The following is a 14,125-nucleotide window of genomic DNA, read 5'->3' as shown; positions in this document are numbered from 1 at the left end:
ACTCGCTATTCTTCTGGTGATGCCGCCTGATAGCAGATTAAATCATCAGTGTTAATCATCGCCACCAGTTCAGGAGCAGTACCCACTATGATACGTCCATCAGACGTTACCATCATACCGCGAGCTTCTTGAATTGGGTCACCGGGTTTCCAGAAACTGGGGGTTGAGGATGGGGAATTGACCCTTGGCGTCGTTGCTTGTTGTCCCCCATCGCCAGTAATTCCCTGAACCTGAGTGACAGTATAGCGACCCTGTAGTGGATCATAGGGGGTATTGGGTAAACCACCCGTACCTGTCACGATAAAGCTTCCTTGCTCTTTATTGCGATGGGTAAGGCAACTATCGGCAATTACTTGCTCTGGAGGGACAAAAGTAGTGGATAGGGACGAGATAGAATTTTGATCCAAGCTCAGAGAAGATACTGATAAGCTACCAGACGTCGCCGTGGAACTCGTACCCAATGCCTCTACTGAAATATCCACTCGCTCATTCCCGCGAAATGGTTCAAAGGAGCCTGGGTTGCGACCTACGGCTGTTGCTTGACCACTGGAGAAAAGGTCTGCCAGAAACACGGGAGAGACAATCTCAATATTACCTCCCCTGCCATCAAAGGCATTTGCCAGAATGTCACTATCTTCTAGAGCGATAAAAACATCGGAGTTAATTGTAATATTACCGCCGCCGCCAATACTCCTAAAAACGCTGGCACTAATCAAGCTACCGTCGCGTAGACGAATATCCTCAGCCGTGATGTCAATGTTACCTCCCCCTGCTTGAGTTGAAGTAGCCCTGATTTCCGCTCCATCTCGGAGTCTTAAGTTATTGGTTGCAATCTCTAAATTTCCCGCATCACCTGTTCCTTCGCTGGAAACTTCTAATCGGCTAGGAATAACCCGACCATCTCCTCCTAAACCCTGACCAATAACTTCGACAGTATCTGATGCGCTTACCGTTAAAGTTCCACCTTGACCAGTACCGGAGGTCACCGCTGATATTTTTCCTCCATCTTGAATTCTCAAGTTATTAGTGGTAATGGCTAAATTTCCTGCATTCCCTGTTCCTAAGCTATCCGTTTCTAAGGTACTAGAAATAACTTGACCGTTTTTATCAATACCGATGCCGCTAATTTCCACAGAATCGGAAGCGTTTACAACTAAAGTTCCTCCCTGACCAGCAGCAACGGTCGCCGCAGATACCTGTCCCCCAGCTCGAATAATCAACTGTTGGGTATTAATCTCTAGGATTCCAGCATTTCCCGCAGTATCCGTTGCCACTGTTACTGCACTTGCTCCCCCTTGAGGAGAACTGCCTATTATTTCTACCGACTCTGATGCCGTGATTCTTACGTTGCCACTTTGACCCTTAACAGAGCTAGGGGTCTGTATTGGAGAGAAAAACGTAGAACTTGTAGATACTCCAGCTCCATCTTTAATGATTAATCGTTCAGTTGTAATCCTCAAGTCCCCCGCCTTGCCATCACTAAATGTGCGAGTATCTAAATTACTGGAAAACCCCTCTTCTGAAGTTCCAAGGAGTTCTAAGGAGTCTGAGGCAATTACATTAATAGTTCCGGCGGATACTGACCCGACCGTTATCGAAGAAATTTGGGAGCCATCAGTAAGGGTGATATGGTTACCTTGTACCTGAACATCACCACTGCCAATGTTAGCAAAAGGAATGATTTGAGTAACATCAATTATTGAAGCTTGGGAGAGGTGAATATCTTGAAAATTTTGCACCTCGTTGTAGCTTAGAGTTAAAGTCTGGTTAATAAATTTCAGGTTGACAAAATTATTGATGGCAACACTTCCTAACTCAACCCTCCCTCCTGGTGCAGTCAAATTACCTCCCTCCAACAAGACTTCTCCACCAATGAGAGCCAAGGTTTTACCGAGTTGGACTTGCAAACCTGCTGGCTCTGCCAGAGCATTAGTTGCTCCATTTGGACTGGCTTGAGAGCGATTGATAATACTTCCCACTGAGTTTCCAAATTGCAAACCTACTGGAATACTCATGGTCAGTCGTGGTGAGGTTGAACGATCTCTCGCACTGAACTCTATGCCATCATCAAATTTCAGGCTATGGGCTGTACTTGCTATAAAGGAACCACCAATGTCCAGTGCAGCATTAGAACCGAAAATAATGCCATTTGGATTGAGAATAAATACATTGGCAGTACCATTAGCTCTGATTAAACCATCAATATTGGAAATTGAGCCACCCGTCACACGGTTGATGATATTCTGGATATCCAAACCGTTGTTGAAGATAGCTGATCCATTAGTTGGTATGGAAAACTGATCAAAGCTATGGAAGAGATTTCCACCAACTTTACTATCTCCTGTAATGGTGAAATTTAATTGGTCAGAAGTCTTAACATTTGTTGATAATGTTCCATCGGGAGTAATTTGGGCTTGAACCAAAGTAAGGGGACTTAGTACAAACAGAGAAATAGCTTGAACTGTGCAGAATATAGACCAGTGTCGTATCATACAAGCATCTCCTACCTTAATAGCATAAGTTTAACAACTTTCTATCAAGGTTGAAGATCCGAGCTTTTGACAAACTTGTAGGTCAACTATCTTGTCGCTTGCCTGAAATACTTTTGTCACTTTGATATTTGCCTTCACGGACAAGGAAAGAAAGCACACACAGCTCTCAAATTTAAATTAGATTTTGTCGCATCCTCTATCTGCTGTTGAGGACTCACAGGCTGGTCTTGCCTGACCCTATTCTCCATGGTGGAATTTGCAGTAACAGGAGCTGCGCCAACTTGAGTAGAAAATGTTAAGCTGAGAGCGATCGCGGTAGATGCAACGAGTTTCATTTTTCCTTTCTCCGTGTAGATGTACGAACCTGTGAGCTTGGTGCTGATTCACCTAGCCCGAAAATTTTGAGAGATAAACTGCTCTTATCAGAGACTTTTTCTTCAGTTGTTGATTTAACCTGTTAGTGGCACACCCGATTAGTAGAAGTTTGAGAGAAATCTTTTTTTGCCACTGCTCTATAATTAAACTATAGCAAGATAAAATCCCAGATCAAGGATCTTTACCAAAGCTTCATTGAGAGTTTATACACCCTTAATAAGTACGTCTTATGCTTTAAGTTTTCTTCACAGAAGTTCCGGGTTAAGGGATACACCGAAGTTACTAGGTTTGAGTAAAGTAAACGTAATACACAAAACTGTAGATTACCCACTATGACTATAGTTGAACCGAAATACACTTGAAATACGTCCTAGGTTTAGTGGTGTTTAAGTTCTGACTATCAGTTGAATCAGGTTAAATTATTCGTTGATCCGGAGGGTGACTTTCCCTTTCCCTCAAAGTGGGTGCTATTGATTCTCTCTCTGGGAGTTGCCACAGTGAAACCCTGATGATAGAAGGGGTGACTTTTATTCTCTCGTCAGAGTTTTTTAACCAAGCTAGTCTATGCTAAGAATTGTAATGTAAGATTTGCTTATGTTAAGAAGTGTGACTCAATAATTCGTAACATCAAAGTTACTATAGAGTTGTTCATATTCTTTAGCTTCACTTTCATAAAAGCTGGGTCGTCAGTAAGTATTTTTACTCGGTCTCCTAAAGATAGATCCCTTTTCCTGGCAGGTTGTTCCAGACATACCCTTCCTATCGGCGTAATGGGCAATTGCCACAAATCTTGCTTTAAGTCCGTTTTTGGCGTAAATAAACTCAACCCCATCGTATTTATTGAGCGACAAGCTTACCTCGAACTTACATCCACCATTAAAAATCTCAATCGTGAAAATTTTGTGAAAGGTAAATCAAGCCCTTCTCATCAAACAAGATGTTCCGCTATCTCAGGAGACGGTTTACCCAGTAAGCTTCTCTCTTAAATCGCTATAATCCAAATCTCGCAATAGTTTTAGCTGCATTGTAGTACTTATGTACTTTTGTAAGTCAGGTTAAAAAACTCTAATTTTTCTCAATTTTCCGTTTATGACAGACGTAGCAGGCTACGAACTTACACCGATGATCGAGAAACCTGAAGCGCTGTGTCGGGGAAGTCACTGAATAGTGCGTCAATTCCCAGGCGATAGAATTGCTGATACTCCAATTCAGGATTACCTTGATAGTCTGGGGCGAGAAAAACCTCTTCATTGCGGAATGTCCAGCCATGAACCTGCAAACCCTGAGCATGAGCGTCATCGAGTAACGAGGTGGGGGGTAACAAGTAACCATCCGCTCCTGTGGGTACAATCAGACGTTTGTTAATCCCGATCGCATCTGCATAATCAGCAATTTCCCTTAACCCCTGAGGCGTTACCAGATCTCGATACGTCCGATTGCTACTGTCATGGTGTTGAGGATGAGCAATAAAATCGTAGGGTTGACCGATGTCATTCACTAACTGTACCAAGGATACATCGGTGATTTGCTTGAGCGCTTTCAAGTTCGCCGTTTCAAAGGATTGAATGAACACAGGAGAGTTGCGATCGCACCAACCGTACTGGTTGAGGATTTCTACCAATGGTTCTTCTAGCGAGAGTCCGATCGCGTTAAAGTAGGTGGGATGCTTAGTTTCTGGGTAAATGCCAATCCTGTGTCCAGTTGCAGCATTTTGGCGTTGGAGGAGTTCCAGAATTTCTACCAGGGTAGGAATATCAAACAAGCCATCAAATTCTGTCGAACGCAGGTGAGGTAATCGTTCTTTGACTCCTAGGGTTTTTAGTTCGGCGAGAGTAAAGTCTTCAGTAAACCAACCGCTGATAGTTTGCCCATCAATCATTTTAGTGGTTTGGCGATCGCGAAATTCTGGACGAGTCGTCACATCGGTAGTACCCGAAATTTCGTTCTCGTGACGCGCTACCAATACCCCATCCTGTGTCATCACAAAATCGGGTTCAATGTAATCCGCCCCCATCTGAATCGCTAATTCATAAGCAGCGAGGGTATGTTCGGGACGATAGCCACTTGCGCCTCGGTGAGCAATCACCAAAGGACGGGAAATTTTGTCACGCGATCGCATCCTTATATTATGTCCGTTATTGTATGGATTATCCCCTGACTCAATACTAAGACGTTCCGCCGGAACCTCTCTACGTCTTCCCCACCACTAACTGCTATGACTGGAGCGACGCTATCGGGGTTGTCTGCAAAATGTTAGCGGTAAAACCCACCCCGACAACCCGACTCTTGGAGCGACTCAACGGAGCTTACCAAGGAAGTACTTCCCCCTGCGCGTGCCAAAACGTACCAGAATTTTCCAAGTTGAGCTGATCAATTCGGGCTAAAAGTCCCTGAACTGCTTCCTGGGGAGGAATGCCATTATGATCGGTCATATCTGTACTAACCATACCCGGATGGAGGATAGCCACAGCAATTTGGCGAGGTTTTAAATCAATCGACAGGGATTTACCCGCCATGGATAGTGCGACTTTAGACATGCGGTAGCCGTAAGCATTACCAGAGGTGTTGTCTTGAACGCACCCCAGCTAAATTAAAAATTCTAGCTGGGGATTCTTATGCTAGGCTTTACTCAGCCCCCAAAGGGTACTGAGCGTCACTGGCGTTCGCAGCGTCTGGGAGGAACCCTTCACTTCGTTCGAGGGCATGCTTCTGCCTTCCCAGACCCTAGTAAATTTACTATTAGTTAATACCGCATACCAATATCTGGCACCGATGTTGTAGGAAGCGGATAAGTCGGCGTTGTAGCGCTTCCCATCCTGAAATACAGCTTGGGAATACTTCTTGTTACTCCGCTTAATTTTCCCGCTACCGTCAAAGGCATAAGCACTAGTGTACTTAGCGTTGACTTTGTTTACCTTTCCACCTAACTCGGAGAATTTCTGAATAGTTAACTCAACCAGTTTGTCCTTGCACCATTGGTGGAAGCGCTGTTTCTGTAAAGACCCATGCTTCCCACCTTTAGCTTTCCAATTCGACAAGTCCTCAAACACAATCACGCTGACATGATGCTCTTGAGCAAACTCAACAATCTGCCTCGAAACGGTTTGAGCAATATGTTTGTTGATGTTTTTAGACTTTCGATATAAGCCTTGGCAGAAGCCCTTGGGCAAATTCTGGTTGATGATTTTCCGAGTCAGCTTGGACTTAGTAGCAATACGCTGCTTACGTTGGTCACGCCGGTCTATGTCTCTAGCAGGATCGATAAATTTCCTAGCTTTTACAGTACCGTCTTTGCCAACTATTGAGCAGGTTGCTGTTGTGTTTATGCCAATGTCAATAGCACAAACATAATCTGAATCAGGCAAAGGTTGAGGATTAACCTCAACAGGCATGGAAAGATGGATACTTCGCTTGTTGGCAATTAGAGAAGGGGATAACAGTCTTGTTCCTTCCCTGGTGTGCCGACTTTTTCCATGCTTTTTGATGGAAACACCTTGCATCCAAACCCAATCAACACCATTCCATATTTTCAGCTCTACTGTATTGAAGTTGGAATGGTACTTAATTTGCTGACCCTTGTACATTACTGGATAGCTGTTGCACATCGAGGTCAACTTGGGAGGCCTATGATACCGATGTCTCCGTTCCCCTTTCCTCCAAGCATCCCATCGAGAAACAAAGCTGCTCACAATGCCCAGAGCGTCCTGAATTGCAGCACGCCTCAGGTAGCTGGGAAACTTGCGGAATGAAGGGTGGTTACTGAGGGCTTTGTGGAAGTACCAATAGTATTTAGGGTTGGGGTTGTTTGCTGTCTTGTGAATCAGCTTTTCTAAAGTATTAACTCTATCGGAACTGTTTAACCCAGAGAAGTTTCCCCAATTCCAATAGCTAATGAGTACCAACGGCTTCAGAAAAAATCGATATTCAGCTACGGTGAGAAGTGCTAATCGGCGCTGTTCTTGCGTCATAGCTAATTGCCAAACATCGGTTCTGATGTTTGGCTCTTTTTGCGCCTTTTTCCGCTTGGATTGCTTTTTAGCCTTCTTTTTAACCATAGCCTCGACCTAAGCCTGTATGGATATCATGTTACAATTGAATGGCTTAGTTGTCAACTTAGTTGCAAAATTAGCTGTATGACTACAACAAGGCTCAAGACTCGCTCCAATTCAGCGTTCCGGTTGATTTATCATCTCGTACTTGTTACCAAATTTAGAAACGAAAGCCTGACCAACGAAATGGTTGACAGGCTCAACGAGATATTTAGAGAGACGTTACATAAATGGGATTGCGAGTTGGTGGAGTTTAATGGGGAAAGCGACCATATCCACATTTTGTTTGAGACCATCCCCAGCATTGAGCTTTCCCGGCTGGTTAACAATCTAAAAACCGTCTCATCTCGATTGATGAGAAAAGAGTATGAACAGCATCTCAAACAGTTTTACTGCTCACCCAAACCTATGTTTTGGGCTAGTAGCTATGCCCTAATTACAGTAGGAGCCGGGGCAACCCTAGACAAACTCCTAAAGTATGTGAAAAATCAGGAAAAACCAGACTAAGGATGCTGCCGCTTATTACCTTCGTTTCGCTTTCCCCCATCTAAATCAAAGATTCTAGATGGGGACTGCGCTCAACTATTTCGTTAAATGTTAGACAACCTGCCACTTGGAAAGCTAAGTTTCCGATTATCCAGGCTGAACTGCTTTTTGATCAAGAATAGACAGATTGATTGACTTAAAGAACTGTGAATAACTGAAAGACTTGCCCTAGGGCAAAGCCAGAGTGAATAACTGAGCAAATTAATTAAATGCAGTTATGATGAATCCGCTAAATCATCCGATTCTAGAGCAAAGTTTCGCTATCATTGACCAAGAAATTGGTAAACATAAGTTTACGCCTGATGAATATGCTATTGTCCGGCGGGTGATTCACAGTACGGCGGATTTTGAATTTGCTAAACTAATTCATTTTAGTCCAGAGGCAATTGCATCCGGAATTACAGCTATCCAAAATAAAGCCCCGATTATTACTGATGTGGGTATGGTTAAACAGGGAATTACTGGAATGGTGGGCAAAACCTTCAGGAATCCGGTAATGGCTGCGGTTGAACAAGCATCTGTGGCGCTTCCTGGTAAGACTCGCACGGAAACGGGTTTATTAAGTTGTTATTGTCAGTTTCCTGAAGCCATTTATATCTTTGGTAATGCACCGACTGCACTTTTAGCATTATGTGCTGAGTTACAACAATCTTCAGTAAAACCAGCTTTAGTTATTGGCGCACCTGTAGGATTTATTTCTGTCGTGGAAGCAAAAGAGGCTTTAACAAAAACTCTAGTTCCGCAAATTCGGATTAATGGGCGCAAGGGGGGTTCCCCTGTCGCGGCGGCGATTCTTAATGCTTTAATTGTTTTAGCCTGGGAAAAATCGTGAACTTAACTCTTGTTTACCCTACATGAAATATTAATAACTGACTTAAGGCTGGTGGGCAGTGCCCACCCTACATAAAATATTAATAACAAATGACGTAGCTTGCTTCTCAAGGAAGCGAGTATGACAAATGACTAATGACATTCATGTAGTCGGAATCGGTTTAGATGGTGCGGCGGGACTCACAGAATCCGTGCGACAATTAGTAGAATGGGCGACTCTGTTAGTAGGGAGCGATCGCGTCCTGAGTTACTTCCCCGATCATCCCGCACCCCGCTTGGTTTTGGGCGATTTGACGCAGGTGATCCGTGAGATTCGTCGTCAGTTGGCAAAGAATGACCAAAATTGCTGTATCATTGTGTTAGTAAGTGGCGATCCCTTGTTTTTTGGCTTGGGACGTTTATTATTAGCCGAATTGCCACGAGAAAACCTCACCTTTCATCCCCATGTCAGTGCGGTACAATTAGCATTTAGTCGGGTTAAAGTCCCTTGGCAAGATGCGGTGACGATTAGTAGTCACGGGCGTTCTTTAGAAAGGTTAACCCAAGCGCTACAACAGGGGACGGAAAAAATTGCCGTGCTTACGGATAAGATAAATACGCCGAGTGCGATCGCAAACCTGTTATTTGATCTGGATTTACCTGGTGATTACCAGTTTTGGTTGTGTGAAAACTTAGGTGGAACCGATGAACGAGTGAGGTGTTTACCTGTGGATGCGGTACACTTAGAAGCGATCGCGCCTCTGAATGTCGTGATTCTCCTGCGTCACCCTGAACCCAGTGATACTCCCCTAGATGTCGCCACATTACCCATTTTAGGGTTATCGGATCACAGCTTTGCCAGTTTTCGCGATCGCCCGGGCTTAATGACGAAGCGGGAAATCCGTACCCTGATTTTAGCAGAACTATCCCTACAACCGGAACAAATTATCTGGGATATTGGTGCAGGAACAGGTTCAGTGTCTATTGAAATTGCCCGATTATCGCCGACGTCTCAAGTCTATGCTATCGAAAAAACGGCGATGGGAACGGCTTTAATTGAACAAAATTGCCGTCGTTTACAGGTTACGAATGTTACCTCTATTTATGGTACAGCACCGGATATTTTGTCACAGCTACCCACACCCCAGCGTGTTTTTATTGGCGGAAGTGGAGGAAACTTGTTAGCAATTTTAGATCGCACGCAGGGGCAACTCGTGGATAATGGAATAGTCGTGTTAGCCTTGGCAACCTTAGAACATCTAAATCAGGCAGTCAATTGGTTTAGCGATCGCGGTTGGACATATCGATTGTTACAGGTTCAGCTTTCCCGTTCCATTCCCATCGCTCAACTCACCCGTTTTACCCCCCTGAATCCGGTGACGATTGTTAGAGCCATCCGACCGGATACAATAGGGTTTGCTGAATAAGTATTGTGGTGGGGGTAGAGAGCAGGGGAAGCAGGGGAAGCAGGGGAAGCAGGGGAAGCAGGGGAAGCAGGGGAAGCATAACAATAATCCCTCTTGCTCCCCTCTCCCTATTCCCCCCATGCAACAGAAGCGAAGCATCCTCTGGCTTCCCCCGTGCAAAAAACGCGAAGCATCCTCTGGCTTCCCCCTTTTTAAGGGGGACGGGAGGAGGATCTATAAGGGGGGTTAGGGGGGATGGAGAGGGGCTGGGGGTGAGGGCTGTATATTAAAATGGGTTACTAACAACTGAACCACAAAACTCGCCCGGATTCCTAAGTCGTAGATTATGTAGAGATGTGCCATGCTACGTCTGTAATCAGTCACATGAAGCAAGTTACAGTTTATCTCAACCACGGAAAACACTGTACCGGAAGCTCCGATAACGGCAAAGCGACCACGGAGAACTATACCTTGTATCCCGGTGATATGTGTATTGTTGATCCCGCCCATTCAAACAAAAACAAACATAGAGGTAGAATTGGCAGACTGGATGGCACTCAACGAAAAGGCATTCCCCGACTCTGTTTCACCGACAAAAAAGGGGGTTATGGTTACATTAATCCCGTTGATCTCTCCCCTCTCCCCGCCAATTTACCTGCTATAACCAGCATTAAATCATCATCCCAAAAACCCCATCCCACCTTTCCGGTAGACTTACCGCCAAAACTTCCTGGCGATAAAGATAGTCTACAACGCGCCATCTGTCTTTTGGGAAATCGCACTAAATCGGAACTCAAACCCAAGCATCAAACCGAATTAAGAGAACTCATTGGCACCTATCCCAACCCCCAGAGAGCCGCCGATTGGAAGAAAGGGTTAAAACAAGTGGTTAAACAGTCCGATTAAATCAAGTAATCCCCTTTTGTCACGGCGATTAAAATCGCTGCTACACTTGCCTTTCGTCCGCTTGACAAGGACTGGGTTATAAAGGGAGTAGTGCGATCGCGCCAGCACTTCCCGATGTGCCTCTGTTTGCCAATATGATAGAAGGGGGAAAAACTCCTGTGCTATCGGGGCAACAACTGCAAGAATTAGGCTTAAAAATCGTCGTCTATCCCCTCTCTGGCTTATTTGCAGCGACAAAGCCAGGATGGATTGTTTGAGTCATTTGCGCCAACAGGGGACTACCGCAGGCTTCACCAATCTCGTCTCCTTAAGAGAATTTGAGCAGCTTATTGACGTACCTCACTATCGCCAACTCGAACAGCAGTTCACAGTGTCAGAAGCATCACCACCGGGGGAAGCGTGAGGGTGATGGGGAAGTTAATTCAACATTACTTGGTCAGGCGGGACGCAATACTGCTCGGATAAGCTTCTCCCTCTGCTCCCCCGGCTCCCCCGGCTCCCCCAGCTTCTCTGATTGATCCGGTTGACCAATAGAACAAACTAAGTATAGATGGGTAGAAAGGGACGCCTTCTTCAGACCTTAATCTAAATTCCCTGAAATCCCCTGTAGACGGCAACTACACCCAACTATTACGGTTCTGCCCACTGATGGAGTAAATCATACAGAGGTAGAGTGTTAGTGTAACGTACATAAAAATTTACAAAAATGGTGATTAGTATATCACTTCACCACGTCATAAACCCTTCGGTAAAGGAAACCCATCATGTTTGAACATTTTACAGACAGAGCTATCAAATCTATTATGCTCGCCCAGGAGGAAGCCCGTCGCCTGGGACATAACCTCGTGGGAACTGAGCAAATCCTCTTGGGATTGCTGCGAGAAGGAACCAGTGTAGCCGCAATTGTCCTCAAAGAGATGGACATCACCCTAGAATCGACCCGGAAAGTCGTAGAACGAATTATTGGTCGCGGCTCAGGCTTTGTTCCGGCTGAAATTCCCTTCACTCCCAAAGCCAAACGCCTGTTTGAGCTCTCCTTTAAAGAAGCTCGACAACTAGGACATAATTATATCGGTCCAGAGCATTTGTTACTCGCCATTCTGCAAGACAGCGACAGCGTCGCGGGTAAAGTGTTGCAAAGTTTAGGCGTCAACTCAGCAACTGCCCGCACTAAACTGATTCAAGCTATCGGTGAAGTAGCGGCGGCTGCAAGCGCTAGAGGACCAGGGACTTCGATGATGGGCGGCACATCAAAGTCCGCCACATTGGAAGAGTTTGGCAGGAATCTCACCCAGTTAGCCGCAGAAGGTAAGTTAGACCCTATGGTGGGTCGTGTCAAGGAAATCGAACGGATTATTCAGATTTTAGGACGCCGAACCAAGAATAACCCCGTATTATTGGGAGAACCGGGGGTCGGCAAAACCGCGATCGCAGAAGGGTTGGCACAACGGATTACGGATAAAAATGTGCCGGAACTGTTGGAAAATAAGCAGGTAATCAGCTTGGATATCGGATCACTGATTTCCGGTACCCGTTTCCGGGGTGACTTTGAAGAACGCATCAAGAATATAATGGCGGAAGTGCGTCAAGCGGGGAATATTATCCTGGTGATTGACGAAATCCATACCTTAGTCGGTGCTGGGGCGATAGAAGGCGGATTAGATGCGGCAAATATCCTCAAACCTGCTTTATCCCGGGGTGAACTCCAGTGTGTAGGGGCGACTACCTTGGATGAATATCGTAAGCATATTGAGCGAGACGCCGCCCTAGAACGCCGTTTCCAACCGATTATGGTTGGTGAACCCTCGGTTGAGGAAACCATTGAAATTTTGCAGGGGTTACGGGATGCTTATGAACAGCATCACCGGGTAGAAATCTCCGATAGTGCTTTGGATGCGGCGGCGAAACTCTCAGATCGCTATATCAGTGACCGTTTCTTACCGGACAAAGCCATTGACCTAATTGATGAAGCCGGAAGTCGTGTCCATTTAATCCATTGTCAGCCCTCCCCAGCCACGCGAGACATCAAGCGTCAATTGCGTCAGGTGACCAAAGAAAAAGAAGAAGCCGTTCGTCTCCAGGACTTTGAGAAAGCCGCCCAATTGCGCGATCGCGAACAGGAACTAGAAGGGGAGCTGCAGGCGATTCTGCAAGAGGAAACCGATGCAGATACCCCCGTACAGACGCCTCTGGTAAATGAGCAAGATATTGCCCACATTGTCTCCTCCTGGACGGGTGTACCAGTTAACAAGCTGACCGAATCCGAATCAGCCCTGCTGCTGCACATGGAAGATACGTTGCACCAACGATTAATTGGTCAAGAAGAAGCGGTTACAGCCGTCTCCAAAGCGATTCGGCGGGCGCGAGTGGGGTTAAAAGACCCGAATCGACCCATCGCTAGCTTTATCTTCTCTGGACCGACGGGAGTTGGTAAGACAGAACTGGCGAAAGCGTTGGCGGCTTACTTCTTCGGGTCAGAAAATGCGATGATTCGCTTGGATATGTCCGAGTACATGGACCCGCACACTGTCTCCAAGCTCATCGGTTCGCCTCCAGGATTTGTCGGCTATGACGAAGGCGGTCAACTCACAGAAGCCGTCCGGCGTCAACCCTACACAGTACTCCTGTTTGACGAAATCGAGAAAGCACACCCCGATGTCTTCAATAGCCTCCTGCAACTGCTGGATGATGGTCGTTTGACGGATGCTAAGGGTCGTACCGTAGACTTCAAGAACACGCTGATTATCATGACCTCGAACATCGGTTCGCGGGTGATTGAAAAAGGTGGCGGTGGTTTCGGGTTTGAAGACTCAGATAATCTGGCGGAATCTCAATACAACCGGATTCGCAGCCGAGTGAATGATGAACTCAAGGACTATTTCCGTCCAGAGTTCCTCAATCGCCTTGATGATATTATCGTCTTCCGTCAGTTAACGCGAGACGAGATTAAGCAAATTGCCGATCTCCTACTTGTGGAAGTTTCAACTCGCCTAATTGAACAGGGAATTACCCTAGAAGTGACAGAACGGTTCAAAGATCGTTTAGTCGAAGAAGGGTATGATCCCAGTTATGGAGCGCGACCGCTACGTCGGACAATTATGCGGCTATTAGAAGATAGTTTAGCCGAAGCCATGTTAGCAAGTCAGATCATTGAGGGAGAAACCGCTGTGGTTGATGTAGATGAGAATGGTAAGGTGAAGGTTTTACCGGGTGAATCGCCAGCGCGGTTGCTACAACCTGTAGGCTAGTTTTGTTCCTAGGCTCTGCCTAGTCGTCTCGTCGTCTCGTTCCCAGGCTCTGCCTGGGAATGCTTTTAGGGAGGCTCTGCCTCCTTTAGCATATAATCCAAGCTAGGAAGCTTTCGTGAACTGAAGATCCCCCGGTGCAGATGTACTACACAGAGCCTTAATCCCCACTCCGTAACAGTTTTAGCAATTGACCTTTCTTTATTCGTACCCATATATATTTAAGATTTTCTTAAAATAAGATACACAATTTATACCAACTGACATCTATCTTTGGGTATACTTGGCAAAACAGT

At 45.7% G+C, this 14,125-nt stretch carries 11 protein-coding genes and 1 pseudogene; 7 read left to right on the top strand and 5 right to left on the bottom strand.

Annotated elements, in window-relative coordinates; all coding sequences use genetic code 11:
- Positions 1-5: 5 nt before the first annotated feature.
- From ACLGGO_RS01760 to ACLGGO_RS01740, 5 genes and pseudogenes are all read right to left on the bottom strand, one after another.
- Positions 6-2,492 carry a two-partner secretion domain-containing protein gene (locus tag ACLGGO_RS01760; RefSeq protein WP_446418054.1) on the bottom strand — a complete coding sequence of 829 codons (2,487 nt, stop codon included), beginning with the start codon at positions 2,490-2,492 and terminating at the stop codon, positions 6-8.
- 134 nt (positions 2,493-2,626) lie between these two features.
- The gene (locus ACLGGO_RS01755; RefSeq protein ID WP_446418053.1) at positions 2,627-2,827 is read right to left on the bottom strand and encodes a hypothetical protein; all 201 of its coding nucleotides are present in this window, start codon (positions 2,825-2,827) and stop codon (positions 2,627-2,629) included.
- Positions 2,828-3,981: 1,154 nt separating this feature from the next.
- Entirely contained in the window at positions 3,982-4,986 is a 1,005-nt protein-coding gene (locus ACLGGO_RS01750) for a glycerophosphodiester phosphodiesterase (RefSeq protein ID WP_446418052.1), read from the bottom strand.
- Between the two features lie 187 nt (positions 4,987-5,173).
- Positions 5,174-5,452, bottom strand: a pseudogene (locus tag ACLGGO_RS01745) (SDR family NAD(P)-dependent oxidoreductase); the annotation flags it as partial.
- A gap of 33 nt (positions 5,453-5,485) precedes the next feature.
- Positions 5,486-6,922, bottom strand: coding sequence for an IS200/IS605 family accessory protein TnpB-related protein (locus ACLGGO_RS01740; protein WP_446418051.1), 1,437 nt, complete (start codon positions 6,920-6,922; stop codon positions 5,486-5,488).
- A gap of 78 nt (positions 6,923-7,000) precedes the next feature.
- On the opposite strand from ACLGGO_RS01740, the gene tnpA reads away from it, so the two are divergent.
- The 7 genes from tnpA (at position 7,001) to ACLGGO_RS01705 (ending at position 13,832) form a co-directional block, all read left to right on the top strand.
- Entirely contained in the window at positions 7,001-7,423 is a 423-nt protein-coding gene (gene tnpA, locus ACLGGO_RS01735; protein ID WP_446418050.1) for an IS200/IS605 family transposase, read from the top strand.
- A 259-nt stretch (positions 7,424-7,682) separates the two neighbouring features.
- Positions 7,683-8,294 (top strand): cobalt-precorrin-8X methylmutase, encoded by a 612-nt coding sequence (locus ACLGGO_RS01730; RefSeq protein ID WP_446418086.1) that lies wholly within the window; start codon positions 7,683-7,685, stop codon positions 8,292-8,294.
- A 127-nt stretch (positions 8,295-8,421) separates the two neighbouring features.
- Positions 8,422-9,699 (top strand): precorrin-6y C5,15-methyltransferase (decarboxylating) subunit CbiE, encoded by a 1,278-nt coding sequence (gene cbiE / locus ACLGGO_RS01725; RefSeq protein WP_446418049.1) that lies wholly within the window; start codon positions 8,422-8,424, stop codon positions 9,697-9,699.
- A gap of 363 nt (positions 9,700-10,062) precedes the next feature.
- Positions 10,063-10,584 carry a hypothetical protein gene (locus ACLGGO_RS01720; RefSeq protein ID WP_446418048.1) on the top strand — a complete coding sequence of 174 codons (522 nt, stop codon included), beginning with the start codon at positions 10,063-10,065 and terminating at the stop codon, positions 10,582-10,584.
- Between the two features lie 116 nt (positions 10,585-10,700).
- Entirely contained in the window at positions 10,701-10,841 is a 141-nt protein-coding gene (locus ACLGGO_RS01715; RefSeq protein ID WP_446418047.1) for a hypothetical protein, read from the top strand.
- Positions 10,829-10,987 (top strand): hypothetical protein, encoded by a 159-nt coding sequence (locus tag ACLGGO_RS01710; protein ID WP_446418046.1) that lies wholly within the window; start codon positions 10,829-10,831, stop codon positions 10,985-10,987. Before ACLGGO_RS01715 ends, ACLGGO_RS01710 begins: the two co-directional genes overlap by 13 nt.
- A gap of 361 nt (positions 10,988-11,348) precedes the next feature.
- Positions 11,349-13,832: an ATP-dependent Clp protease ATP-binding subunit gene (locus tag ACLGGO_RS01705; RefSeq protein ID WP_446418045.1), complete on the top strand. Its 2,484-nt coding sequence runs from the start codon at positions 11,349-11,351 to the stop codon at positions 13,830-13,832.
- The last annotated feature ends 293 nt before the right edge of the window (positions 13,833-14,125 follow it).

The organism is Coleofasciculus sp., from assembly GCF_046565525.1.
Classification (GTDB): domain Bacteria; phylum Cyanobacteriota; class Cyanobacteriia; order Cyanobacteriales; family Coleofasciculaceae; genus Coleofasciculus.
The sequence above is the reverse complement of the archived record's forward strand: the minus strand, read 5'-3'. Positions and strand labels throughout refer to the sequence as shown.